The 24,898-nt window shown below is 73.6% G+C and carries 23 protein-coding genes and 1 pseudogene; 17 read left to right on the forward strand and 7 right to left on the reverse strand.

Features of this window, described 5'->3' with window-relative positions:
- Positions 1-24 precede the first annotated feature (24 nt).
- The 4 genes from gatD to AMR74_RS03250 all read left to right on the forward strand — a co-directional run bounded on the left by gatD (position 25) and on the right by AMR74_RS03250 (position 3,990).
- Positions 25-1,323 carry a Glu-tRNA(Gln) amidotransferase subunit GatD gene (gene gatD, locus AMR74_RS03235; protein WP_053770614.1) on the forward strand — a complete coding sequence of 433 codons (1,299 nt, stop codon included), beginning with the start codon at positions 25-27 and terminating at the stop codon, positions 1,321-1,323.
- Positions 1,320-2,372, forward strand: coding sequence for a GNAT family N-acetyltransferase (locus AMR74_RS03240; RefSeq protein WP_053770615.1), 1,053 nt, complete (start codon positions 1,320-1,322; stop codon positions 2,370-2,372). Before gatD ends, AMR74_RS03240 begins: the two co-directional genes overlap by 4 nt.
- Positions 2,369-2,581 (forward strand): hypothetical protein, encoded by a 213-nt coding sequence (locus AMR74_RS03245; RefSeq protein ID WP_053770616.1) that lies wholly within the window; start codon positions 2,369-2,371, stop codon positions 2,579-2,581. The genes AMR74_RS03240 and AMR74_RS03245 overlap by 4 nt, the downstream gene beginning before the upstream one ends.
- A 113-nt stretch (positions 2,582-2,694) precedes the next feature.
- Positions 2,695-3,990, forward strand: coding sequence for a DUF6498-containing protein (locus AMR74_RS03250; protein WP_053770617.1), 1,296 nt, complete (start codon positions 2,695-2,697; stop codon positions 3,988-3,990).
- 6 nt (positions 3,991-3,996) lie between these two features.
- Here AMR74_RS03250 and AMR74_RS03255 read toward each other — a convergent pair.
- Positions 3,997-4,483 (reverse strand): annotated as a pseudogene (locus tag AMR74_RS03255) (HPP family protein).
- 178 nt (positions 4,484-4,661) lie between these two features.
- Here AMR74_RS03255 and AMR74_RS03260 point away from each other — a divergent pair.
- A complete protein-coding gene (locus AMR74_RS03260) occupies positions 4,662-5,696 on the forward strand; it encodes an A24 family peptidase (protein WP_053770618.1) in 1,035 nt (344 codons plus the stop codon).
- Between the two features lie 18 nt (positions 5,697-5,714).
- Here the strand turns inward: AMR74_RS03260 and dnaG are convergent, their stop codons facing one another.
- Positions 5,715-7,295, reverse strand: a complete 1,581-nt coding sequence (gene dnaG / locus AMR74_RS03265; RefSeq protein ID WP_053770619.1) for a DNA primase DnaG — start codon at positions 7,293-7,295, stop codon at positions 5,715-5,717.
- Positions 7,296-7,474: 179 nt separating this feature from the next.
- Here dnaG and AMR74_RS03270 point away from each other — a divergent pair, with 179 nt between their 5' ends.
- A complete protein-coding gene (locus AMR74_RS03270; protein ID WP_053770620.1) occupies positions 7,475-7,744 on the forward strand; it encodes a DUF3311 domain-containing protein in 270 nt (89 codons plus the stop codon).
- Positions 7,741-9,225: a sodium:solute symporter family protein gene (locus tag AMR74_RS03275; RefSeq protein ID WP_053770621.1), complete on the forward strand. Its 1,485-nt coding sequence runs from the start codon at positions 7,741-7,743 to the stop codon at positions 9,223-9,225. The genes AMR74_RS03270 and AMR74_RS03275 overlap by 4 nt, the downstream gene beginning before the upstream one ends.
- Positions 9,226-9,271: 46 nt before the next feature.
- Here the strand turns inward: AMR74_RS03275 and AMR74_RS03280 are convergent, their stop codons facing one another.
- Positions 9,272-9,703: a DUF1810 domain-containing protein gene (locus AMR74_RS03280; RefSeq protein WP_053770622.1), complete on the reverse strand. Its 432-nt coding sequence runs from the start codon at positions 9,701-9,703 to the stop codon at positions 9,272-9,274.
- A 105-nt stretch (positions 9,704-9,808) separates the two neighbouring features.
- Between AMR74_RS03280 and AMR74_RS03285 the strand changes: the two genes are divergently transcribed.
- On the forward strand, positions 9,809-10,684 hold the full coding sequence (locus AMR74_RS03285) for a YqcI/YcgG family protein (RefSeq protein ID WP_053770623.1): 876 nt from the start codon (positions 9,809-9,811) through the stop codon (positions 10,682-10,684).
- The gene (locus tag AMR74_RS03290; protein ID WP_053770624.1) at positions 10,677-11,270 is read left to right on the forward strand and encodes a cysteine hydrolase family protein; all 594 of its coding nucleotides are present in this window, start codon (positions 10,677-10,679) and stop codon (positions 11,268-11,270) included. Before AMR74_RS03285 ends, AMR74_RS03290 begins: the two co-directional genes overlap by 8 nt.
- A gap of 20 nt (positions 11,271-11,290) precedes the next feature.
- On the opposite strand, the gene AMR74_RS03295 is transcribed toward AMR74_RS03290, so the two are convergent.
- Entirely contained in the window at positions 11,291-12,766 is a 1,476-nt protein-coding gene (locus tag AMR74_RS03295) for an MATE family efflux transporter (RefSeq protein WP_053770625.1), read from the reverse strand.
- A 262-nt stretch (positions 12,767-13,028) separates the two neighbouring features.
- Here AMR74_RS03295 and AMR74_RS03300 point away from each other — a divergent pair, with 262 nt between their 5' ends.
- Together AMR74_RS03300 and AMR74_RS03305 are read left to right on the forward strand one after the other, a co-directional pair.
- On the forward strand, positions 13,029-14,474 hold the full coding sequence (locus AMR74_RS03300; RefSeq protein WP_053770626.1) for a HEAT repeat domain-containing protein: 1,446 nt from the start codon (positions 13,029-13,031) through the stop codon (positions 14,472-14,474).
- Between the two features lie 120 nt (positions 14,475-14,594).
- A complete protein-coding gene (locus AMR74_RS03305; protein WP_053770985.1) occupies positions 14,595-16,307 on the forward strand; it encodes a phospholipase D-like domain-containing protein in 1,713 nt (570 codons plus the stop codon).
- A 63-nt stretch (positions 16,308-16,370) separates the two neighbouring features.
- Here the strand turns inward: AMR74_RS03305 and AMR74_RS03310 are convergent, their stop codons facing one another.
- A complete protein-coding gene (locus tag AMR74_RS03310; protein ID WP_053770627.1) occupies positions 16,371-18,317 on the reverse strand; it encodes a DHH family phosphoesterase in 1,947 nt (648 codons plus the stop codon).
- A 141-nt stretch (positions 18,318-18,458) separates the two neighbouring features.
- Here AMR74_RS03310 and AMR74_RS03315 point away from each other — a divergent pair, with 141 nt between their 5' ends.
- The 5 genes from AMR74_RS03315 (at position 18,459) to AMR74_RS03335 (ending at position 21,921) form a co-directional block, all read left to right on the forward strand.
- The gene (locus AMR74_RS03315) at positions 18,459-18,974 is read left to right on the forward strand and encodes a Mov34/MPN/PAD-1 family protein (protein ID WP_053770628.1); all 516 of its coding nucleotides are present in this window, start codon (positions 18,459-18,461) and stop codon (positions 18,972-18,974) included.
- Positions 18,971-19,423, forward strand: a complete 453-nt coding sequence (locus AMR74_RS03320; protein WP_053770986.1) for an adenylyltransferase/cytidyltransferase family protein — start codon at positions 18,971-18,973, stop codon at positions 19,421-19,423. The genes AMR74_RS03315 and AMR74_RS03320 overlap by 4 nt, the downstream gene beginning before the upstream one ends.
- Before the next feature lie 79 nt (positions 19,424-19,502).
- Positions 19,503-20,906 (forward strand): heme o synthase, encoded by a 1,404-nt coding sequence (locus AMR74_RS03325; RefSeq protein WP_053770629.1) that lies wholly within the window; start codon positions 19,503-19,505, stop codon positions 20,904-20,906.
- Positions 20,907-20,977: 71 nt separating this feature from the next.
- Entirely contained in the window at positions 20,978-21,220 is a 243-nt protein-coding gene (locus tag AMR74_RS03330; protein ID WP_053770630.1) for a SelT/SelW/SelH family protein, read from the forward strand.
- 113 nt (positions 21,221-21,333) lie between these two features.
- A complete protein-coding gene (locus tag AMR74_RS03335; RefSeq protein WP_053770631.1) occupies positions 21,334-21,921 on the forward strand; it encodes a hypothetical protein in 588 nt (195 codons plus the stop codon).
- 5 nt (positions 21,922-21,926) lie between these two features.
- On the opposite strand, the gene AMR74_RS03340 is transcribed toward AMR74_RS03335, so the two are convergent.
- Together AMR74_RS03340 and AMR74_RS03345 are read right to left on the reverse strand one after the other, a co-directional pair.
- Entirely contained in the window at positions 21,927-24,347 is a 2,421-nt protein-coding gene (locus tag AMR74_RS03340) for a heavy metal translocating P-type ATPase (protein ID WP_053770632.1), read from the reverse strand.
- Between the two features lie 75 nt (positions 24,348-24,422).
- Positions 24,423-24,623 carry a hypothetical protein gene (locus tag AMR74_RS03345; protein WP_053770633.1) on the reverse strand — a complete coding sequence of 67 codons (201 nt, stop codon included), beginning with the start codon at positions 24,621-24,623 and terminating at the stop codon, positions 24,423-24,425.
- A 97-nt stretch (positions 24,624-24,720) separates the two neighbouring features.
- Here AMR74_RS03345 and AMR74_RS18970 point away from each other — a divergent pair, with 97 nt between their 5' ends.
- Positions 24,721-24,897, forward strand: a complete 177-nt coding sequence (locus tag AMR74_RS18970) for a hypothetical protein (protein ID WP_167551887.1) — start codon at positions 24,721-24,723, stop codon at positions 24,895-24,897.
- The last annotated feature ends 1 nt before the right edge of the window (position 24,898 follow it).

A 24,898-nucleotide genomic window follows, 5' to 3' on the forward strand; every position in this document is an offset into this window, starting at 1 on the left:
TCCGCCCCGGCGGAACCGGGGCGTATGCAACCGGGAGATCGCGTCCGCGTCGAGCGCGGGGGCGTCACCAACGAGGGCGTACTGCTCCCCTCCACGACGCGCGACCACCTCGTCGTCAAGCTCGACGGCGGCTACAACGTCGGCATCGACCGCGAGGCGGCCGACGTCGAGGTGGTGGAGTCCGGGGTCCGCGAGGTCGACCCCGCGGCCGAGACCGACGGCGACGGGGACGCCACCTCGGAGATCACCTTCGACGACGACCTGCCCACCGTCTCGCTCATCTCCACCGGCGGGACCATCGCCTCCACCGTCGACTACCGGACCGGCGCCGTCACGGCCCAGTTCGACGCGGAGGACGTGCTCCGCGCGGTCCCCGAGCTGGCCGGCCGCGCGAACTACCGCGGCCGGGTCGTCGCGAACATCCTCTCGGAGAACATGGAGCCGTCCATCTGGCGCGACCTCGCCGCGGCGGTCGCCGAGGAGGTCGAGGCGGGCGCCGACGGCGTCGTGGTGATGCACGGCACCGACACGATGCAGTACTCCGCGTCCGCGCTCTCCTTCATGCTCGACTCGCCCGTGCCGGTCGTGTTCACGGGGAGCCAGCGCTCCGCGGACCGCCCCTCCTCCGACAACGTGATGAACGCGGTCTGCGCCGTCGAGGCCGCGAAGGCCGACCACGCCGAGACGCTCGTCTGTATGCACGCCGCTCCCTCCGACGACGCCTGCGCGCTCCACCGCGGCACGCGCGTCCGCAAGAACCACACCTCCCGTCGGGACGCCTTCGAGACGGTCGGCGCCGCGCCCCTCGGCGTCATCGACTACGAGGCGGCCGCCGAGGCGGGCGCCGACGGCGACGCGGCCGACGCCGCCGTCGAGTGGAACCGCGAGCCGCTCCCGCGGGGCGACGACGAGGGGACCGTCGGCGTCGAGTCCGGCCTCGACGGCGACGTCGAACTCGTCAAGTTCACGCCCGGGATGGACCCGGCGGCGTGGGACTACCTCGACGGGAAGGACGGCGTCGTCATCGAGGGCACCGGGCTCGGCCACGTCCACACCGACCTCATCCCGCGGATCGAGGAGCTGGTCGAGGGCGGCGCCGTCGTCGCCATGACGAGCCAGTGCCTGGCCGGCCGGGTATGCGACCGCGTGTACGACACCGGCCGCGACCTGCTCGACGCGGGCGTCGTCGAGGCCGGCGACACCCTCCCCGGCACCGCGAAGGTGAAGCTCATGTGGGCGCTGGCGAACCGCTCCGACCCCGCCGAGGCGATGGGCCGCGACCTCGCCGGCGAGCTGACCGAGGAGTCGCGGCCCTGGCGATGAGCGGTCGCGGGTCCGCCGCCGGCGGCCCGGCGGTCGCCGTCCGCGAGGCGCGCCCCGCCGACGCCGACGCGGTCGCGGCCTTCACGCGGGACACGTGGGGCGAGCGCCACGAGGACTACATCCCGCGGGTGTTCCCCGACTGGGCCGCCGACGACGACCCCGACCGCGGCACCTTCGTCGCGACCCTCCCGCCGGAGGCCGCGGCTTCCGCCGACCTCGACGGCCGGGAAGCGGGCGACACGCGCGTCGAGGGCGACGGGACCGGCGCCGCCGACGCCGGCGACCCCGAGGCGGTCGTCGGCTGTATCCAGGCCGTCTCGCTGTCGGAGTGGGAGGCGTGGGGACAGGGGATCCGCGTCGACCCCGCGGCCCGCGGCCACGGCGTCGGCACGGCGCTCTCGGAGGCCGCCCTCGACTGGGCCCGCGAGCGCGGCGCGGCCGTCTGCCGCAACATGGTGTTCTCGTGGAACGCCATGGGCCTCGGCCAGTCGCGCGCCGTCGGCTTCGAGCCCGAGACGGAGTTCCGGTTCGCCGAGCCGGACCCGGACGCGACCGCGCTCGACGGTGCGGCCGACGCCGGCGTCGGCCCCCTCGCCGACCCGGACCCGAACGCGGCGTGGGCGTTCTGGAGCGACAGCGACGCGCGCGACCACCTGCGCGGGCTCGCGCTCGACCCCGACGAGTCGTGGGCCTGCTCGCAGCTCACCCGCGGGCGGCTCGCGGCCGCGACCGCCGAGGACCGCCTCCTCGCGGTCGGCGACGCGGACGCGGTCGCCGGCGTCGCGGTCCGGACGCGCGTGACGGAGCGCGAGGTCGACGGCGAGACGACCCGGACGGCGACGTACGGCGTCGCCGCGTGGCGCGACGCCGACGCGGCGGGGACGCTGTTCGACGCCGTCGCCGCCGACGCCGCGGCGGCCGACGCCGACGGCGCCCGCGTGCTGATCCCCGAGACGGTCGACCACGTGAGCGACGTCGCCGCGAACCGCGTGTCGGTCGCGACCGAACCCGACTTCGTGATGTGCGCGGACCTCACCGGTGAGCCATGATCCCCCTCGGCATTGCCCTCCCGTGGTCGCTCCCGCTGACGCTCGTGATCTACGGCGTCGTCGTCGCCGCGGCGGTCTGGATCTACCGCGACGCGAAGGCCCGCGGGAGCCGCTACGCGCCCCTCTGGGCGCTCTCGACGCTCGTCTTCACCATCGTCCCGGTGCTCGCGTACCTCTACCTCCACCGGGAGGCCGGCCCGGCGCGGTAAGGGGACGCCGCCGTCGGTCGGGCCCCGCGGCGGCCCGCGCCGGTTCTCTCGCCCGGTTCCTGTGGTGGCCCGCTCCAGACCGCTTATGTGCGACGACGCGGAACGACCGACGGATGCCCTCCTCCCGCTTGCCCGACCGCCTGCGCGCGCTCGGTCGCGGCCGCCGACCGCGCGCGTTCTCGGTCGCCGTCGCCACCCTGCTCCCGCTCGTCGGCGTCGTCGCGCTCGGCTGGAACGCGGCCGCGCTGATGACGCTGTACTGGTTCGAACTCGGGATCGCCTCCGGCTGGGCGCTCGTCCGCGCGCTGTTCGCCGGCCGGCCGTCCGAGATCGAGCGCGATGGGCTGATCGTCGGCCCGCTCGCGCAGCGCCGCGGCGGGCTGTCGGTCCCGCGGACCGGGGTCGAGGTCCGGGTCTCGTCGCTGCTCGTCCTCCCGGTCGCCGCCCCGATCCTCGCGGTCGTCTGGGGGGTCGTCGGCACGCTCACGGTCGGCGTCGTCGCGGACGGCGGGCTGTCGCCGCGGGCGCTCGACACCGTGACGCTCGCGGTCCTCGCCGTCTTCGTCGGCGAGGGGGCGACGACGCTCGTCGAGTACTTCGGTCGCGGCGAGTACCGCGACCACAGCGCCCAGACGGCGACTCAGGGGGTGTTCGCGCGCGGCGCGGCCATCTTCTTCGGCGCGCTGTTCACCGTCACGGTCGTCGCCGCGGGCACGCTGGAGGGCGACGCGCCGATATCGGCGCTCGACCCGGACGCGATCGGTCTCCCCCTCCTGCTCGGCATCGTCGCGGTGAAGTTCGCGTTCGACCTCGCGAGCCTCTACGGCGACCGGTTAGTTGCGCTCGACGAGTCGTCCGCGCTCGACCTGGGCTTCTCCTACGACCCGCCCCCGGCGGAGCCCGTCGACGGCTCGCTCGCGGAGCCGGTCGAGACGGTCCGCCAGCCCCCCCGCACGCGGGTCGCGGGAGCGCTGACGACCCCGATCGGCCACCCGGGGCTGTGGTACCTCGCCGCGCTCCCCGCGCTCGGCGCCGCGCTGTTCGCGCTCGGCGGGAAGTGGGGAACGGCCGTCACGCTCCTCGCGGTCGCCGTCGCCCTCCCGCTCGGCCTCGCCGCAATTGGCCACGAACTCCGGCACGGGCTCGTCGAGTACCGCGCCGGCGACGACGCGCTCGTCGCCCGCGACCGGCTGCTCGGCACCGCGCTCTGGCGCGTCGAACCGTGGGACGAGACGGACCTCCGGGTGGAGCGGAGCGGGCTCGACCGGCGGCTCGGGACCGAGACCGTCGCGATCGAGCTCCGCGACGACGAGTACCGGATCCCGGGCCTCGCCGACCCCGAGCCGATACTCGCCGTCTTCGACCGGCGGCCGGACCGCCCGGACGAATCGGAGCGGTCCGGCGACTGACTCGTGTCAGCCGTCCGCGTCGGTCGCCTCGTCCCGGCCGTACAGCGGGTGCGTGTCCCCGACGAGGCGCTTGAAGGCCAGGATGACGACGGCGTGGAAGGCGACGAGGACCGTCACGCTCGCGACGGTGATCGCCACCTCCGTCGGCGTCGAGAGGAGGCCGAGCGAGACGATGAGCGTCGTCGCGCACGCCGGCGGGTGGACCGTCCCGGTCGCGATCATCGCCCAGCCGGTCGCCACGAGCGAGGCGACCGCGCTCGCCGTCAGGCGAACCCCCTCGGGCGAGAGGGCGGGCGGCGTCGCCGGGCCGGCGGCGCGGACGGCGATCGCCGCCGATCAGGTGACCGCCGACCACGCGGACGGCCCGCTCCCGCACGCTCCGGCGGTCGAACGCGAGGACGAACGCGGACGGGCCGAGGCTCGGGAAGACGAACGGCCGGCCGGTCGCCCGCGCGACGAGGCCGGGCACGGTGAACAGGAGGCCGGCGTACAGGCTCGTCCCGAGGCGGTGGCGCCTCGCGCTCCGGTCGGCGGGCGACTCACAAAGGGCCGGCGGATCGGGGGACGGGGCCTCGCCGGACCGGGACGAGACGCCCGGCGGACCGCGGGGCGCTATCGCTCGCGATAGCCGAACCCGAACGCCTAATTGGCCCCGTCTCGCCCGTGGTGACATGGTCGCGACGCTGCCGGACCTCCTCCGACTGCTCGTCGTCCCCGTCTTCGCGTGGGCGGCGATCCGGGACGTCCGGACCCGGCGCCTCCCGAACCGGCTCTGGCCGCCGCTGTACCTGTTCGGCGCGCTGCTCCTGGTCTGGGAGGCCGCCTCGCTGTGGCCGTTCGCCGGGTTCGACGGGCGGATCTTCCTCGTTCGGGCCGCGATTAGCCTGCTGTTCGTCGCGCCGCTCGGCTACGCCTTCTGGTACCTCGGCGCGTTCGGCGGCGCCGACGCGAAGGCGATGATCGCGCTCGCGGTGGTCTTCCCGACGTTCCCGGCCTACGAGGTCGGGGGCGCCACGCTCCCGCTCGTGGGCACCCAGCTCGGCGTGTTCTCGCTGACGATCCTCACGAACACCGTCCTGATCGGGCTCGCGTACCCGGTCGGCCTCGCCGCCCTCAACCTCGTCCGCGGCGAGGTCTCCTCGAGCATGTTCCTCGCGCGCCCGGTCGCGACCGACTCGCTGCCGGACCGCCACGGCCGCCTGTTCGAGGAGCCGGAGGGGCCCACCCGGGGCGGGCTCGACCTGGACGCGCTCCGGATGTACCTCCGCTGGCGCGGGCTCACGCTCGCCGACCTGCGCGCCGACCCCGACGGCCTCCGTGACCCGGCCTCCGTCGGCGAGACGTTCGACCCGACGGACGGGGGGACTCACGTCGGCCCGCGGACCGACGGGGGACGCGCAGTGGACGACGCGGTCCCAGACGGGGGACGCGCAGTCGAGGACGCGAACGCCGCCGACGCGGCCGACGCTGACCCAGAGGTCGACGACCCCTGGGCGGCCGAGCGCTTCCTCGACGACATCGACCACGGCGCCTACGGCACCGACGCCGCGACGCTCCGCGACGGTCTCGACGTCGTCGCTCACGAGGACAGCGTGCTGGTCTCGCCCGGGATGCCGTTTGTCGTCCCGATGGCGGTCGGCCTCGTCGTCTCGCTGACGTACGGCGACGCGCTGTTCGCGCTGCTGGGCGCGGTCGGACTGGTCTGAAACGCCGGCCGGCCCGCCTCAGTTCCCGGCCCAAACGTCGTCGGCCGCGAGGACGCGCGTTCCGACCGGGCGCTTCACGAACTCGCCGAGGTCGCGGCCCACCACGTCGGCGACGCCGCGCTGGGCCGCCACGTCGAGCAGCCGCTGGTCGACGGTCCCGTCGACGACGACGGCGTGCGGCGCGGGCTCGGCGCCCTCGACCGCGTCGAACGCCTCGCCGGCGTCGACCTCGTCGAGGACCTCGAACTCGTCGCCGAGGAGCCGCGCGCGGCCGGTCGCGCCGTCGACGACCTCGTCGACGTGTACCGCCATCGACCGCTGTTCGTCGGGTCCGTCGTCGGTCGCGTCGCCCCGTTCGTCGTTACTCTCGTCGGGCTCCGGCTCCGCGGCCGACTCGGTGTCTGACTCCTCAGCCGACTCGGCGTCCGGCTCCTCGGCCAACTCGGTGTCCGGTTCCTCGGACGATCCAGCGTCGGGCTCGACGGCAGAGGCCGCGTCGGCGTCGAGTGTCGAGCCGGGATCGGCGTCGTCGGTCGACGTCGGCTCCGACTCGCTCGCTCCGTCGGCCGGGGACAGGTCACCGGTCTCAGCTGCCGCGTCGCTCTCGTCCGGTTTTGACGACTCGTCTTCCGACTCGACCTCGGGCGACGAGGTCGTTTCAGTCGACGGGCCGGTCGAGCCACCGCCCGATGCGTCGCCCGGCACCGCCCCGCCGTCGCCGACGCGGGCGACCGACCCGGAGTCGTCGCCGTCGGCGACCTCCTCGTCGCTGGCGGCCGCGCGGAGGTCGGCGGCGTCCGCGAGGCTGGCGTACGGCACCTTCCCGCGGAGCGCCTCGAAGACGGCGTCGCGGTCGAGGTCCTCGACGGACTCGCCGGGCGGCGCGAACGCGACGTAGTCGACCTCGCCGACCTGCGCGAGCTCGCGGAGGATGAGCTCGCCGCCCCGGTCGCCGTCGAGGAACGCGGTGACGGTCCGGTCGGCCGTCAGGCCGGCGACCGCCTCGGGGACGTTCGTCCCCTCGACCGCGACGGCGTTCTTGATCCCGCAGTCGAGGAGCGTGAGCACGTCGGCGCGCCCTTCGACGACGATGACGGCGTCGGAGTCGCCGACGCGCGGTCCGGCCGGAAGCCCCTCGTAGTCGACGATGCCCTCGACGCGCGCGGCGTCGCGCACCTCGTCTAACACGTCGCTGCTCGCGAGGCTCGTCTCCTCGAAGCCGCCGGCGATCAGCTCCTTGGCGCGCTCGACGACCTCGCGGCGCTTGGCCGCCCGCACGTCCTCGATGCTCGTCACCTCCACGGAGGCGTGACAGGGACCGATGCGGTCTATCGTCTCCAGCGCGGCCGCCAAGATGGCGGTCTCGACCTTGTCCAGGCTCGACGCGACCGTGACCTCGCCGAACGACTGACCGTTCTCGGACTCGACGGAGACGTCGATCCGGCCGACGCGCGAGGACTCCTGGAGGTCGCGGAGGTCTAACTCGTCGCCGAGCAGCCCCTCCGTCTGGCCGAACACCGCCCCGACGACGTCGCTCCGCTCGACGACGCCGTCGGCCGCGATGGTGACGTGTATCAGGTATTTCTCTGTGTCTTTCATGAGTGGTGAATGGTGATGTCGGGCGGTAGCGCCCGTCCGTGTATGGTTGCGCTCCTCGCGGAAAATAGCTATCGCACCCTCCTCCTCCGTCGCCGACTATTGAAGAAAATTTCTCTACGAAAAGCCTATCCGAATCTGTTCGATGGTTATTTGTACCTATGGAAACACTATTTTCTCACATGACGCGTTCACGGAGCGATCTCGTGTGGATACCGACGTTCGCGGTCCTCGTGGCCTTCGCGGTGCCGTGGCCCCTGTGGGGCGTTGACGCAGTCGTCGCGGGGCTGCCGGTGTGGATCTGGTGGCACGTGGCGTGGCTCGGACTGTGTACGGCCCTGTTCGCGCTGTTCGTCCGGAGCGGCGCGTGGGAGCGCGGGATGGGGCGGCGACCGGATCGCGACGTCGCCGGCAGCGACGCGCCGACGCCCGTCGACGGTGATCGCCGATGACGCTGGGGCTCTCGCTCGGCGTCGTCGTCGGCTACCTCGTCGCCGCGCTCGCGCTCGGGCTGGTCGCGTACCGCGTCTCGGAGTCGACGGCGGAGGACTACTACCTCGCGAACCGGTCGATCGGCACGCTCGTGCTGCTCTTCACGACGTTCGCCACGCTGCTGTCGGCGTTCACCTTCTTCGGCGGGCCGAACCTCGCGTACGCGGCCGGCCCGGAGTGGCTGATCGTGATGGGCACCCTCGACGGCGTGCTGTTCGCGGTGCTGTGGTACGTGATCGGCTACAAGCAGTGGCTGATCGGCGCCCGCAACGGCTACGTGACGCTCGGCGAGATGCTCGGCGACCGGTTCGGCTCGACCGGCCTGCGCGCGCTGGTCGCCGGCGTCAGCCTCCTCTGGCTGTTCCCGTACGTCATGCTCCAGCAGATGGGCGCCGGCGAGGCGCTCGTGGGGCTCACGAACGGCGCGGTGCCCTACTGGGGCGGCGCGGCGCTGATCACGGCGTTCATGATCCTCTACGTCGCCGTCGCCGGGCTCCGCGGCGTGGCGTGGACCGACACGCTTCAGGGGCTGTTCATGCTCTCCGTCGTCTGGATCGCCGCCGCGTGGCTGGTCTCGTCGCTCGGCGGCGTCGGCGCCGCGACCGAGGGAATGCTGGCCGCTCGCCCCGAGTTCGGGAGCTTCGGCGGCGGGACGTACACGCCCGGGTTCATCATCTCGACGGCGGTCACCATCGCGTTCGGCGTGACGATGTTCCCGCAGATCAACCAGCGCTTCTTCGTCGCGAAGTCGGCCGCGACGCTGAAGCGGTCGTTCGCGCTGTGGCCCGTGCTCGTCCTCCTGCTCTTCCTGCCCGCGTTCATGCTCGGCGCGTGGGCGGCCGGGACGCCGGTCACGGTCCCCGAGAACGCGAACGTGCTCCCGGTCGTGCTCGGCGAGTACACGCCGGCGTGGTTCACGGCGCTCGTTATCGCCGGCGCGATGGCCGCGATGATGTCCTCGTCCGACTCGATGCTCCTGTCGGGGTCGTCGTACTTCACCCGGGACGTGTACCGGCCCGTGGTGAACGCCGACGCCTCCGAGCGCCGCGAGGCGTGGGTCGCGCGCGTCGGCGTCGCCGGGTTCGCGGCGCTCGCGTTCGTCGCGAGCCTGTTCCGCCCCGGGACGCTGGTCGAGGTCGGGGGCACCGCGTTCTCCGGGTTCGCGCTGCTCGCGCTCCCCGTGATCTGCGCGCTCTACTGGCCGCGGACGACGCGCACGGGCATGCTCGCCGGCGTCGCGGTCCCGCAGGTCGCGTACCTCGCGGTGGTGCTGTCGGCGGTCGTCGACGCCGTCCCGACGCTGCCGCGCACCGTCGCTGGCGGCTGGGACGTGGCGCTCGGGCTGATGGCGCTGTCGGCGGTCCTCACCGTTGGCGTCTCGCTGCTCACCGCGCCGACCGAGGAGGGCGACGCCTCGCGGTTCGCGGTGGCGGGCGACTGAGCCGGGCGTCGGCCCGGTCGGGCGGTCGACTTCCCGACCGCCGACCTCACTCCTCTCGCAGGAACCGGAGCGTCCCCTCGTCGCGCTCGTCGTAGTAGCGGTCCAGCGCGGCCCCGAAGGCTTCGGACCCGTCCGCGACCGCGTCGAACAGCGTCATCCACGACCGGAAGTTCAGGGCGTCGGGCGCCCCGGACACCTCGCGGGCCGTCCGCCCGTCGGTCCCGTTGCCGATCGCCGTACACTCCCGCAGCTGCGGCCCGAGCGTCGGGTGCGCGAGGTACGCGGCCGCCTCCTCCCGGGACCCGATCGCGTATCGCCGCGAGGTCCGGCCGCTCCCTACCCCCTCGACCTGCGGGAACACGAACCGCATCCGGTGACCGCGCTTCCGCTCCGACCGCAGCTCCCGCCTGGCCGCCTCTATCACGCCGTCCTGCGCGTTGAGGAAGCGTTCGAGGTCGCGCGGGTCGTCCGCCGCCATACCGCCGGTGAGCGTCGGCGCGATCGCTGATGATCCTTCGCCCCCGCGCTCCCGCCGCGCCGGATTCCCCGAAAGCCAAAAGCCGGTCTGTCCCCGAATGCGGGTATGAACGAGCCCGGAACCGAGGGCGTGCTGTTGGACCAGGCGACGCTCCGCGGTCGGCTCGACGACGCGCCGCCGTGGCTCCGCGAACACTACCGGACGTTCCGGGAGTCGATGCTGGGCGAGCGCGACGGGTCGCCGTTCCCCTGCTACTTCGGGATCGAGGTCGAGCGCGAGGGCGACCTCCTGTACGCCGCCTGCGAGTCGACGACGGACCCCGCCGCGCTGTTGCGCCTGCGCGACGTGCTCGTCGAGTACCTGGAGACGTACCCCGGCCACGCCGACCGCGCGCCGCTCGCGGTGTTCTTCAGGCCGCCGGACGGCGAGCGCGGCGAGGCGCACTACCACGAGCGGCTCTGGCACGTGCTGGAGTTCCTCCACGTCCACGACCCGGAGCCGTGGCCCGACGACATCCCGACCGATCCCGACACCCCGCGCTGGGAGTTCTGCTTCGGCGGCGAGCCGCTGTTCCCCACGTCGCGGGCGCCGTTCTACGAGGAGCGGAAGAGCCGGTACTCGCCGGTCGGGCTGGAGATAACCTTCCAGCCCCGCGCCGTCTTCGAGGGGATCACCGCCGACACCGAGGCCGGCGAGCGGGCTCGCGAGACGATCCGCGACCGGATGAGCGACTACGACGGCGTCTGCCCCCACGCCGACCTCGGCGACTGGGGCGTTGAGGGCGACCGCGAGTGGACGCAGTACCTGTTCCGCGAGGACGACGACGCGAGCCCGGACGCCTGCCCGCTCTCGCCGGCCCGCGACCACCCGCGGGCGCCGGCGGACCTCCTCGAACCCGGCGCGTGGCGCCGGTTCGCGGACGACGACGCCTCGGCAGCCGACGGGGACGCGGCGGTCACGTCTGGGCTCGGCGATGACTGAGCGGCCGGCGGGCGGCGACGCGACGCGCGACGCGGCCGTCCCCGACGACGCCGTCCTCCTCCTCGTCGACTTCCAGACGGGCTTCGACGAGCCGGGCTGGGGCGAGCGGAACAACCCCGACGCCGAGGCGGTCGCGGCCGCGCTGCTCGACCGCTGGCGCGACGGCGACCGCCCCGTCGCGCACGTCCGGCACGCCTCGACGGAGCCGGACTCGCCGCTGCGCCCGGACGCCCCCGGTTTCGCGTGGAAGCCGGAGACGGCCCCCGTCGACGGGGAGCCGACGTTCGAGAAGTCGGTCAACGGCGCCTTCCTCGACTCCGGGCTCGACGCGTGGCTCCGCGAGGGAGGGTACGAGTCGCTCGTCGTCTGCGGGCTCACCACCGACCACTGCGTCTCGACCACGACGCGCGAGGCGGAGAACCGCGGCTACGACGTGTCCGTGGTCGCCGACGCGACCGCGACCCACGCCCGCGAGGCGCCGGACGGTGAGCGGATCGCCCCGGCGACCTCCCACCGCGTCGCGCTCGCGCACTTAGACGGCGAGTTCGCGACCGTCGTCGAGAGCGCCGACCTGCTCGCGGACTGACCCGCCCGACCCGACCGCCGTCAGTCGTCGTCCGCCGCCTCCGGGGCGGTCGCGTCGGCCTCGCCGCCGGCCGCGCGCTCGGCGGCGTTCGCGAACATGCCGCGGCGAGTGGTGTACAGGAAGTACGCGCTGAGCCCGAGGAACCCGAGGACGTTCGAGGCCGCGACCGCCCAGAAGACGGCCTCGACCCCCCAGCCGAGCCCGGGCGTCACGGTGACGCCGAACGCGCCGACCGTCGTCGCGACCGGGACGGCCGCGACCGCGATGGGGAGCCGGACCGCCCAGTACTTGACCAGGTCCGCGACGAAGGAGGTCCGGGTGCGGGAGGCGCCGTTGAACCCGGCCAACAGCGTGTAGGTACCGCCGAGCGCCCAGTAGGAGGCGCCGAGGATCCGGAGGTAGGTGACCGCGAGGTCGCGCCCGGTCGCGGTGAGGTCGGGCGCGAGGAGGTCCGCGATCTCGCCGGCGAACAGGAGCTGTAGGGCGCCGAGCGCGAGGAACCCCGCGACGACCATCCCGGTGCCGACCGTGGTCGTCCGGCGGGCGCGTTCGGGGGCGGCCGCGCCGAGGTTCTGTCCGATCATCGACTGCGCGGCCTGCTGCATCCCGAGCGCCGGGACGACCGCGAGCGTCGCGACCCGGGCGCCGACCGTGTACGCCGCGACGCCCGCCGCGCCGCCGGCGACCGCGACGAGGCCGACGACGAGGACGCGGACCAGCTCGCTCACGCCGCGTTGGCCGCCGAGCGGGAGGCCGACGGCGACGACCTCGCGGACGGTCGCGGCGTCGAGCGCGAACGCGTCCCGGGTGAGTCGGAAGGTGTCGCGGCCGATCCCCGCGGCGTAGCCGAGGACCCACAGGAGGCCGGCGACGCCCGCGAGCGCGGTGCCGAGTGCGGCGCCCGCCACGCCGAGCTCCGGCGCCGGACCGACGCCGAAGATGAGGACCGGCGCGGCGACGGCGTTGACGAGGACGCCCACGAGGGTCACGTGGAACACCGCGCGGGTGTCGCCGTACGCCGTGAAGCAGTTCTCGACGGTGTCGCCGACCGCGCCCACCGGGAGGACGGCGGTCACGATCGCGAGGTACGTCGCGGTCGCGCCGGCGAGCGCGGGGTCGGCGCCGAGCAGCGCCGCGACCTCGTCGGCGTAGGCGACCACCGGGAGCGCGACCGCCGCGGTGACGGCGAGCGCGACCAGCGCCCCGTTGACCGCGACCCGGCGCGCGCCCGCCTCGTCGCCGTCGCCGGCGCGCTGCGAGACGAGGATCTGGGTGCCGACCGCGCCGATCACGACCGTCGCGCCGAGCAGCGACTGGACCGGGAGGCTGAGCCCGACGGCGGCGACCGCGTCCTCGCCCACCCGCCCGAGCCAGAACGTGTCGACCAGCGCGTTGGCGACGTAGACGACGTTCTGCGCGACGAGCGGCGCGGCGAGAGCCAGCAGCACCCGCCCGACCGGCCCGTCGGTGATCGCCTCGCGGTCGACGTCCAGCATCGAATCGTTACGGTATTAGAAGGCGATAATAAAAGTGTGCTGGTCGTGAACACGACTCTCGAATCGAGGCGCGGTCCGCCGGTTCGATCCGGGGCGGCGAGCGGTCGACCGCCCCGCGCCGGGGTGGGGTTCCGGTGAGAGGCGAGTCGGGGACCGGCGCGCCCGTCCGGCCCGGCGAGCGCACCGTTTCGCCCCCGCACGCGGTCGCCCGGCGCCCGCGAAGGGAAACCTCTTAATGGACTACACACGGAGTTCGTGGTATATGAGCAACGGCGACGACGACCCGGCCGACGCCTCCGAGGAGGCCGAGGCCGCGGACGACGGCGGGGACGCCGACGAGTCGACGGAGACGGCCGCCCCGACGCTCCCCGATGACGCGACCGAGGAGTCCCTGAACGAGTACCTCGACGAGATCGCCGACCGGCTCGAGGCCGCCGAGACGGAGGCCGACCTCGACGACGTCGAGGCGCTCTTAGACGACGCGGCGACCGGCATCGAGGACGCGGACCTCCCCGAGCCGGACGAGGACGACGAGGACGCCGACGACCCCCGCGGCGACCTCGAGGACCGCGTCGCGGAGCTCCGCGACGGCGTCGACGACGCCCGCGGCCCATACGGCGAGGACGTCGCCGACGCGGTCGAGGCCGCGTCCGGGACGGTCGCGGACACCGAGTGGACCGAGGCGGGCCACGACGCCGTCGCGGCAGCCGTCACGTCGTTCGTCGACGAGGCTGCCGACGCTATCGACGACGCCGCTCCCGACGCGATCGAGGAGGCGGAGGAGGACCCCGAGGCGCTCCTGGCGGAGCCCGCGGACGACGAGGAAACCGACGCCGCGGAGCCGATCCCCGTCGATCAGCTCACCGCCGCGCTCGACGCCGTCGCGGCGACGGTCGTCGAGGCCGGCTTCGACGCGGACGACGACGCGGACGCCATCGCGGCGTTGCTCGCGGCGACCGACGAGTTGGAGGCCGCCCTCGACGACGCCGAGGAGTGGGACGACCTCGAGACCCACGAGCAGCTCCGCGCGCAGGGGTACTACGACGTGCTCGGCCACTACAAGGACTTCCCGGTCGAGTGGTCCGCGCTGAAGGAGCACGAGGCGCGAGGCAACGTCGACATGATCCTGCTCGCGCTCGACTCGCTCCAGTCCGAGTTCATGGAGCGCCACTGCCTGGAGGCGTTCGAGCGGATGGGCAAGCGCGGAAAGACCGAGGCGTCCGTCGAGGAGATCCTCGGCCGCGCCGAGAAGCGCGACCGCCCCGCGATCCGGATCCTCGGGAAGATGGCCGCCGAGGAGGCGACCGACACCCTCGTCGAGTACGTCGACGAGGACTCGAACCCGCAGCTCCAGAAGGCGGTGTTCAAGGCGCTCGGCGAGATCGGCGCCCCGGAGGCCGTCCAGCCTCTCGCGAACCAGCTCGACCCCGACGGCGACACCGACGAGCTCGTCCGCCCCCACGCCGCCCGCGCGCTGGGCCTGATCGGCGACACCCGCGCGGTTGATCCCCTCGCCGACGCGCTCGAGGCGCACCCGTCCGACGACGTCCGCGCCGCCGCCGGCTGGGCGCTCCGGCAGATCGGCACCCGCGAGGCGCTCGAAGCGGTCGCCGAGTACGCCGACGAGCGCTCCTTCGTCGTCTCGACCGAGGGCGAGAAGGCGCGCGACGCGCTCGACGACGGCGCCGAGCCCGCCCCGACCGCCTGACGCGGCCCGCCGTTCGGCCGACCCTTCTTATCGGAAGCCGGGGCGAGACCCGGCGTGGCGTTCGTTTCATCTCCCTGCGCAGGCGACGCGACTGTGAGCGTCGCCGCCGTCGCGCTCGGGCTGCTCGCTCTCGCGGCCCTCGTCCCGGTCGCGGCCGCGGGCGGCGCCGGCCCCGGCTCGCCGGCCGCCGCCGTCGACTCCGGCGGTGCCGCCGAACGCTCGAACGGGAGCGCGGCGAACCTAACGCTCGTCTCGACGACGCCGCGGATCGTCGAGCTGTTCCCGAACCCGGCGGCCGCGGAGAACCGCGGCGAGTACCTCGTCGTCCGGCTCCCCGAGCGCGGCAACTGGTCGCTCTCGGACGGCTACCACGAGGCCGAGATCCCGGCGAACGCCAGCGGCGTCGTCGCCCTCTCGACGGACCCCGCGAACGCGACGCCGCTGCTCGCCGACGAGACCGCGGTCGCCGGCGACGGCGGCACCGGGGACCCGACGCTCCGCGCGCTCGACGACCACTTCCCGCTCGCCGCGTCGGGCGACCGGATCGAGCTCCGCCGGAACGGCACGGCGGTCGCCGTGGTCGCGTACGACCGCGCGCCCGAGGGGCACCGCTGGCGCGCCGACTGGGGGGAGTGGCGCCCGCGCGGCTACGACTCCCGCTCCCCGGAGCCGACCGCCGACGCCGCCGTGACTCCCTTCGTCCTCCCGGACAGTCCCGGGATGCCGGTCGAGCCGCTCCGGGCCGCGGACGAGCGGCTGTTCCTGGCCGGCTACACGCTGACCTCGGAGCGGGTCGCCGACGCGCTCGTCGCGGCCGCCGACCGCGGCGTGCGGGTCCGGGTGCTGTTAGAGGGGTCGCCGGTCGGGGGGTTCTCGACCCGGAGCGCGGCGCTGGTCGACCGGCTGACGGCCGCCGGCGTCGCGGTCCGAGTCCTCGACGGCGAGGTCGAGCGGTTCCGGTTCCACCACCCGAAGTACGCGGTCGCCGACGGCCGCGCCGTCGTCCTCACGGAGAACTGGAAGCCGTCCGGCACGGGCGGGCACGGCAACCGCGGGTGGGGCGTCCTCGTCGGGGGTGACCACGGCGCCGCGGGCGGGACCGACGCCGGTGTCGGGGGCGGTGCCGACCGCGACGCGGGCGTCGCGGACGACCTCGCGGAACTGTTCCTGGCCGACTTCGAGGCGCGCGACGCGCGGCCGTGGCGCGCCTTCCGCGCCGACACCGAGTTCCACGACGGCGGTCGCGCGAACGGCTCCTACCCGACGCGGTTCGAGGCGCCCGCGGCGCCGTCGACGGCCGACGTGACGCTCCTGACGGCGCCGGGGAACGCCGCCGACCGGATCGTCGCCCGGATCGACGCCGCCGACGAGCGCGTGCTCGCGGTCGTGCCGCGGGTCGGCGGGCCGAACGACCGGATCGTCCGCGCGCTCCGGCGCGCCGCGGACCGCGGGGTCGACGTCCACCTGCTGCTCTCGGACGCCTGGTACGACCGCGAGGCGAACCGGAACCTCTCGGCGAGGCTCGCCGACGAACCGATCGCGGTCGACCTCGCGGCGCCGCGCGGCCGGTTCGGGAAGGTCCACGCGAAGGGGCTCGTCGTCGACGACGCGGCGGTCGTCGGCAGCCTCAACTGGAACCCGAGCGCGGCGACGAACAACCGGGAGGTGCTGCTCGCGATAGAGAGCGAGTCGGCCGCGGACTTCTACGCCCGGGCGTACGCCGCGGACTGGCGCGGCGGTGGCGTCCAGCTGCCGGTCGGTTTCGCCGCCGGCCTCGGGGTCGCGCTCGCGGGGGCCAGCGCCGTCGCTCGACGGGAGATCGCGTTCGGCTGAGAAGCGAGGCCGCGGCGAACGGCTTTCCGACCGCGGCGCCGGACAGCGGTCGCGACCGCCGGGTCAGTCGTCGAGCGCGATGGTCGAGGAGAGCGCCTCGTCGATCTCCGCGCCCGCCATCTTCTCGACGAGCGCCTCGATCACCTCGCTCCGGCGGCCCTTCACGAACTTGATGGAGCCGACGACGAGGTGGCCGCCGCCCGAGACGCCCGCCTCGGGCAGCTCCTCGTTCAGCTCGGTCACCATGTTCGGGATGTCGAGCCGGACCCCGTCCGAGCGGAGGACGCAGAAGTCGGGGCCGTAGCCGATGGTGATGACGGGGTCGCCGGTCTCGGTCACCTTCTCGTCGTGGAGCTCGCCGGTGGTCTTGCCCGGCGCGGGGTAGGTGAAGCGGTGGGCGTACTCGTCTAAGTCGATCCGGTAGAGGTGCGCGCCGGAGGCGAGCCGCTCGTGTTCGACGTGGTCGTCGACCGCGTCGAGCTGGCGCTCCACGTCGCGCTCGGCGCGCTCAGAGAGGAACTCGACGAGCTCCTCGTGCCGCTCCTCGTCGTCGCAGCCCACGTTGAGGGCGTCGTTGACCAGCGTCTTCCCCTCGGAGTAGCGGAGCCAGTAGGCGGCGTAGTCGAGCGCCTCGCCGATGTCGAGGAGGTCGGACTCGTCGTAGCCGGCGCCCTCGGCGAGCGCGACGTAGTCGTCCATCGCCTCCGCCTTCGAGCGGTCGGAGAGCCCGGCGACCGCCGGCACGTGTTCGAGCTCCTCGGTGAGCGACGGGTCGATGAGGCGCGCGAGCTCGACGCACATCATCCCGGTGGTGACCCGGTAGTCCTCGCCGTGGAGGTAGGGGTTCACGTGGGCGTCGAGCAGCGGCTCGACCGCCTCGGGGTCCGGGTGGTGGTGGTCGACGGCCGCGATGGGGATGTCGTAGTGCGCGAGGTTCTCGTAGGCCGGCACGTCCTCCTCGGTCGACCCGTTGTCTAACATGAGGAGGAAGGGGAGCTTCTGTCCGTGGCGCGCGCGGCCCTCCAGAGCGAAGTTGAGGTCCCGGGTGACGTCCTCCATCTCGTAGTAGGGGGCCTTGCTCGGGAGCCGCTTGAACAGGTGCCGCGGCGCGTCGGGGTCGCCGTGGACCTCCCGGACGAAGTTCTCGACGGCGAGCTGGACCGGGATCGCGGCGCACATCCCGTCGCCGTCGGCGTGGTGCCGGACGCGGATCGGGCGGCCGGCGAGGACGGTCCGGCGGAGCAGCCGCGCGAGGTCGCGGAGGTCCTCGTGGATGGGCTCGAACGCCTCCCACTCGACGAGGGGGTCGACGTCGGCGGGCTCGGCGCGCTCGTCGAGGGCGGCCTCGAAGCGCTCGCGGGCCTCGGCGGCGCGGCCGTCGGGGAGGCGCTTCAGCGAGTCGACCTCCAGCTGGAGGGCGTCCTCGCGGCTCTCGATCGTCCCCGAGACGTGGACCATGTCGCCGACCTCGACCTCCGGGTACGCCCGGACGCCGGCGGACTCGAAGGCGGCACAGGAGACGACCCCGGAGGCGTCCGCGACGGCGAAGATGGTGGGGCCGCCGGTCTGTTTCGCCTGGACGACCTCGCCCTCGACGGTCGCCTCGTCGCCCGGCGCGAGGCCGCGAACCCGCGAGACCGTCGGCTCGTGGGCGACGGTCTCGGTGCGGTAGTCGTCGGGGTCGACGTCGTCGAACGCGACGTCGCCGTTCTCCTTCACCTCGGTGAGCCGGACGATCAGCCGGCCGCCGACGGCGTAGTCGCCGTCGAGGTTCGACTCGTGGACGAGGCCGCTCACGGCGTCGGAGAGGTCGACGAACACGCCGTAGTCGACGACGCCGTTGACCTCGGCGTGGTACAGGGCGTCGACCTCGGCGTCTCCGAGGGTACAGTCGGGCGCCAGGTCGTAGACGGTCGGCCGGTCGTCGGCCGCCCCCTCCGCCGCGTCGGCGTCGGGTTCGGGGCTCGAATCGCCCCGCGTGCCGGAATCCCCGGCGGTGTTCTCGCTCATGGAGAGCAATCGGGAACGGCCGGTGTTAAGCCTGTTCTCTCGGCGCTCTCGCCCGCGGACCGGCGGACGCCCGGCGCGTGGAGCCCGCCCGGCGTCCCGCGGTCCGGAACCCCTATGAGGCGACGGCGACTTATCTGACCCATGCGACTGTTCCGCTCGGACGAGCTCCTCGGTATCGCCCGAGAGACCCTGGAGTTCGTCCTCGAGGCGAGCGAGGAGACCCACCCCAACGAGTACATGGGGTTCCTCCGCGCGGACGACGCCCGGAAACTCGACCTCGACCGAGACGGACAGGTGATCACCGACGTGCTCGTCATCCCGGGCACGGAGTCGAGCTCGACGAGCGCCACCGTCCGCACCAACATGAAGCCGAACGACATGCGCGCCGTCGGCTCGGTCCACTCCCACCCGAACGGCGCGCTCCGGCCGAGCGACGCCGACCTCGCCACGTTCGGGCAGGGGAAGGTGCACATCATCGTGGGCGCCCCCTACGGATGGGGCGACTGGAAGGCGTTCGACAACGAGGGGAAGCAGACGACCCTCGACGTGCTCGACGTGGCGGTGCCCGACGAGCACTTCTTCGATTTCACCCAGGAGGACATCGACCGGGAGCTGGACGACCGCGACGGCGGCGGCTTCCTCTCGTGGTTCCGATGACGCGGGTCGTCGCGCAGGGCACCTTCGACCTGCTCCACCCCGGTCACGTCCACTACCTCGAAGACGCGGCGACGTACGGCGACGAGCTCCACGCCATCGTCGCCCGCCGGACCAACGTCACGCACAAGCCCGCGCCGGTGCTCTGCGCCCGCCAGCGGCGCGACATGGTCGCCGCGCTCGCCGCGGTCGACGAGGCGCACCTCGGCGACCCGGAGGACGTGTTCGTCCCCATCGAGCGGCTCGACCCCGACGTGATCGTGTTGGGGTTCGACCAGCACCACGACGAGGCCGCCATCGCCGACGCGCTCGCGGCCCGCGGCATCGACTGCCGGGTCGAGCGCGCGTCGGGCCGGGAGCCGAAGTACGACGACGAACTGCTCTCCAGCGGCGACATCGTCGACCGGATCGTCCGCGAGCGCGGCGACGGCTCGGACGGGACGCCGGGGTGACCCGGCGGTCGGCCCCGCCTGACGGCGCGCGGGCGGGGAAGCGCGGCATCTAAATGGACTGACTCCCTAACCGGGGTGAGTGAACATTCCCGACAAGTTCCCCGCGGTGCTGGCCGCGGCCGCGATGGGCGTGTACCTCCTCGTCGTCGCCGGCGCCACCACCTCCCTCACGGAGGCGGCGGCGGCCTGCGGCGGCTGGCCCGCCTGCGGGAGCGGCGCCGCCCTGCCGACGGCGACCGAGGGCTGGATCGCCCTCGGCCACCGCGTCCTCGCGGTCGTCGTCGGCCTCCTCGTCGCGCTCTCCGCCGCGCTCGCGTGGCGGAACGGCGCCGACCGCCGGGTCCGCGCCGCCCTCGCGGTCGCGCTCGCCGTCTACCCCGCGCAGGCCGGCGTCGGGGCGCTCGTCGCGCTCGGCGACCTGCCCGCCGCCCTCGGGTCCGCCCACCTCCTCCTCGGGATCGGCATCTTCGGCGCCGTCCTCGCCGCGCTCGCGTGGTGGCTGGAGGCAGAGACGGGCGTCCCGGACGACGCCCCCGACGACTTCGAGGCCGGCACCGACGACCTCCCGCCGGTCGAGGAGGCGCCGGAGCCGGACATCCCGAGCGCGACGCTCCCCCGGCTGCGGGCGACCGCGGCGGCGTACTTCCGGCTCATGAAGCCGCGGCTGATGTGGCTGCTCTGCCTCGTCGCCGCGGCCGCGATGGCGCTCGCGGGCGGGACCGGGTTCACGCCCGGCGTCGTGGCCGCCACGCTCGCCGGCGGCGCGCTCTCCATCGGCGCCTCCGGGACGTTCAACCACGTCCTCGAACGCGACGTGGACAAGCGGATGCAACGCACCAGCGACCGCCCGCTCGCGACCGACCTCGTCCCGGTCTCGCACGCGCTGGCGTTCGGCGGCCTCCTCACGGTCGTCTCGCTCGGGCTGTTCTGGAGCGTGAACCCGCTGACGGCCGCGCTCGGGCTGGTCGCGATCGTGTTCTACAGCGTCGTGTACACGCTCGTCCTCAAGCCGAACACGGTCCAGAACACCGTCATCGGCGGCGCGGCCGGCGCGCTCCCCGCGCTCATCGGCTGGGCCGCGGTCACGGGCGAGGTCGGCGGCGGCGGGCTGCTGCTCGCCCTCGTCATCTTCCTGTGGACGCCCGCGCACTTCTACAACCTCGCGCTGGCGTACAAGGACGACTACGAGCGCGGCGGCTTCCCGATGATGCCCGTCGTCCGCGGCGAGACCGCGACCCGCCGGCACATCCTCTGGTACCTCGGCGCGACGCTCGTCGCCGCGGTCGCGCTCGCCGCGGCCGCCGACCCGCTCGGCGCGCTGTACGCGGTCGTCGGCGTCGGCGTCGGCGCCGCCTTCCTCTGGGCGGTCGTCCGGCTCCACTACGAGCAGACGGAGAAGGCGGCGTTCCGCGCGTTCCACGCCTCGAACGCCTACCTCGGGCTGCTGCTGTTCGCGGTCGTCTTCGACGCGCTGGTGGTCTGAGCCGGTCGGCGCCCGCCGCCGCCCCGGGCGCGACCAGCCCTTTTAATCCGATTCGCGCTCTACCGGACGGTATGACACGCGTCGAAGTCGAGTACTGCGTCCCCTGTGGCATGCTGAACCGCGCGCAAGATGTCTCCGAGGCTATCCTCAAGCAGTTCGGCGAGGGCGTCGACGAGGTGGCCTTAGTGACCGGCGACGACGGCGTGTTCGTCGTCCGCGCCGACGGCGAGGTCGTCTTCGACAAGACCGAAGACGAGTACGACGTCGACGCCATCGTCCGGGCGGTCAAGCCGCACGTCGGCGCGACCGCGTAACGGCCCGACCGCGCCTCCGGCGCCGCCGGTCCGTCGACGAGCCGTCCCGAAATCCTTGCGTCTCGTTCACGCGGCACAAGCTAATTGTCGCTCGGCCGCGAACGGTTCCGGCGATGTCGGACTCATCGCAGCGGCAGCGAGGCGAGCCTCCGGCCGACGACCCGACGCCCGGGGCCGACGACCCGACGCTCGGCGGCGACGCCGCGCCGGGCGGGGACGACTGGCCGTGGCTCGCGCGGGCCTGGTATCGGTCCCGGCTCGGAACCGCCGTCGTCGCCGGCGACGTCCTCCTCGCCGTCGCCCTCACCGCCGCGGCCTCCGTGGCGGTCGACGCGCCGTACGCCGGGATCGACGGTCTCGGGCCCGGGATCGTCCCCCCGTTCGTCCCCCTGTTCAGCCTGCTCGGGGCGCTGGGGTTCGTCTCCACCGCCCTGATCGAGCGCTTCGACGCCTCGGTCGGCAGGCTCCTCCGGTACAACCTCCGGCTGCCGGCCGCGCTGCCGCTCGGCGTCGGGGTCTACCTGCTCTCGGACCTCGTCCTCGGCCAGGGCGTCGACGACGTGCCGCTCGTCGTCGGGCTCGTCTTCCTCTCGGGGCTGTACGTGAACCTCGCGTACAAGCGACTCGGCGCGCTGGCACGCCGGCTCCTCCCCTCGGGCAGCGGTCAGGGGGAGGACCGCTCCGGGCGGGGCGGGACCTGACCGCGTCAGTCCGGGTCGAACACCGCCCGCGCGGAGTTCGTCACCACCAGGATGCTGCTCGACGCCATCGCGAGCGCCGCCAAGAGGGGGTTGAGGACGCCCGTCAGCGCGAGCGGAATCGCGACCGCGTTGTAGACGAACGCCCAGCCGAGGTTCTGTTTCAGGCGCCGGTTCGTCCCGCGCGTGACCGCGAACAGCTCCGGCACCGCCGAGAGCCGGTCCTCCAGTAGGACCGCGTCCGCGGCGTCGGCCGCGAGGTCCGTGCCCGAGGCGACCGAGACGCCGAGGTCGGCCGCCGCGAGCGCCGGCGCGTCGTTGCTCCCGTCGCCGACCATCGCGACCGGGCCGTCGACCCCCAGCCGTCGGACCGTCTCGGCTTTCGCCTCCGGCGGCACCTCGGCGAACACCTCGTCGATCGCGGGGTGCTCCGCGAACCGCGCCGCGGCCGCCGGCGCGTCGCCGGTGAGCACGACCACGCGCCGCCCGTCCGCGTCGAGGTCGGCGACGACCGACTCCCACCCGTCGCGCACCTCGTCGCCGACGGCGAGGACCCCGCGCACCCGACCCGCCCAGCCGACGTAGACGGGGACGTTCCCGCGGTCGCGGGCGGCCGTTCCCGCCTCGCGCAGTCGGTCGGACGCCTGCCAGCCGCGCTCGTCGAAGCAGTCCGGGTGGCCGACGACGACCTCGTCGCCGTCGACCCGCCCCGCGACCCCGCGGTCGAACACGTCGACACCGGTCGCGGACGGGGGGTCGAGCGCGCCGACCTCGGCCGGCGCGCCGTCGGTCGCGCCGGCGCCGCCGTCGGTGGCCGGCCGCGACCCCGCCGGTCGGTCCCCGTCGCCCAGCACGCCCGCGACGATCGCCTCCGCGACCGGGTGGACCGACGCGCGCTCGACGGCCGCGGCGCGCCGCCGCACGCGCTCGACCGACTCCCCCTCGGCCGCCGTCGCGTCGAGCAGCCGCATCTCGCCGTCGGTGAGCGTGCCGGTCTTGTCGAGAACGACGGTGTCGACGTCGGCGGCGGACTCGAAGACGGCGTCGGAGACGACGACGATGCCCCGCTTCGCCGCGTCGCGGATCCCGGCGGCGACGGCGAGCGGGGTCGCCAGCCCGAGCGCGCAGGGACACGAGACGATCAGCACCGTCAGCCCGACGAGCGCGGCGTCGATCGGGGCAGATCCGAGCGCCAGCGTGGCGGCGGCGCCGACGGCCGCGACCGCGACGACGAGCGGCACGAAGACCGTCGCCAGCCGGTCGACGAGGCGCTGGATCCCGGACCGCGAGCTCTGAATCTCCCACAGCAGCCGCACGAGGGTGTCGAGCGTGCTCGCCGCGTCCTCGCCGACCTCGACGACGACCGGCGAGTCCGTGACGACGGTCCCCCCGCGGACCGGGTCCCCCTCGCGTTTCGTCGCCGGGAGCGACTCGCCGGTGACGAGCGCCTCGTCGACCGCGGCGGTCCCCTCGGCGACGGTCCCGTCGAACGGCACCCGCTCGCCGGGGCGCACGAGGAGGCGGTCGCCGGGGTCGACCGCGTCTGCCGCGACGGTCTCTCCCGCTTCGGTCCGCACGGCCCGGTCCTCGGTCGTCGTCAGGTCGGTGAGCATGCCGGTCGCGCGGCGCTTGATGATCGACTCGTAGTGGTTGCCCGCGGTGACGACGAGGATCACCGCGATGGTCACGTCGAAGTAGAGGTCGGTCCGGCCGACGAGCAGCGCGAGCGTGCTGTACGCGTACGAGCTGGTCGCCGCGAGCGACACGAGGAGGTCCATGTTGGGCTGTCGCGCCCGGAGGCTCACGTACGCGCCCCGCAGGATCGGGTAGCCGGTGTAGAACAGCACGATCGAGGCGAACAGCCAGATCTGCGCGAAGAGGTACGTGCCGGAGACGCCGCCCAGGTCGACGATCGGCTCGTACCCGAAGTAGGTCGGGTACAGGAAGACGACGTACCACAGCATCGCCATCATTCCGAAGAACCCGCCGCCGATCAGGAACCGCACGACGGCGTCGTCCTCGTCCGCGTCCGGGTCCGCGCGGTCGCTCGCCGCGTACCCCGCGACGGAGAGTCGGTCGGGGAGCTCGTCCGCGTCCACCGTGTCCGGGTCGTAGTCGACGCGGATCGTGTCGGTCGCGTAGCTCGCCTCCGCGGCCGCGACCCCCTCCTGCTCGCCCGCCGTCATCTCCAGGAAGGACTCGCAGGTCGCGCAGTGCATCCCGTCGACGTGGAGGAACGTCGTCTCGCCGTCGAACTCGTCGCCCGGCGTCGCGTCCGGGCGCCGCTCGTCGAGGTCGTCGAGGTCCTCGACGCCGTCGAGCGAGCGCGCGACGGTCAGACAGCCGCGGCAGCAGAACTCGCCGTCGACGTCGGGGGCGGTGTGCGGGTCGTCCCCGGTCGGGAGGTCACAGAGCGTGCAGTCTGTCATGCGTGGTTCGTTCGGGTTCTCTCCGAGCGCTCCGTGGAGCGGGCCCGCCGGTCCCCGCGGTGCGATTCGGCTCGGCTACGCGTGTTCGGGCTCGTCTGCGTCACCGGCGAACCCCGGTAGGCTCCCGCCGGTCGCGATCCGGAGGCTCGCCCAGATGAGTAGGACGTTCACCAGCGTTACCGCCACGACGAACTCCGCCCGGTCGGCGATAAACACCAGCGCGGGGACGAGCCCGCCCAAGACGAGGAGCACGGCCTGTTGGATCGAGAAGTTCATACGGGACGCAAGGCTTCCCCGGGCATATATAATGCCCGTGTTATCAGGGTTCGAGAACGGGTAGACGTTATATGTTTCCTTGTGTATAACGCCGCCTATGGGACAAAACGAGACCGCACACGCCGGCGCAGACGACGTGGGCGCCGACGGCGAGGAGTTCGACCCGATCGGCACGCTCACGCTGATCGGGATCTACTTCGCGATATTGGTACTCGCATGGGTGTATATCTACTTCGTAGAGTTCCTCGGGCGGGATCTCGTGGTGGTGGGGTGAT

It is taken from the genome of Halorubrum tropicale, assembly GCF_001280455.1.
GTDB classification, from domain to species: Archaea; Halobacteriota; Halobacteria; order Halobacteriales; family Haloferacaceae; genus Halorubrum; species Halorubrum tropicale.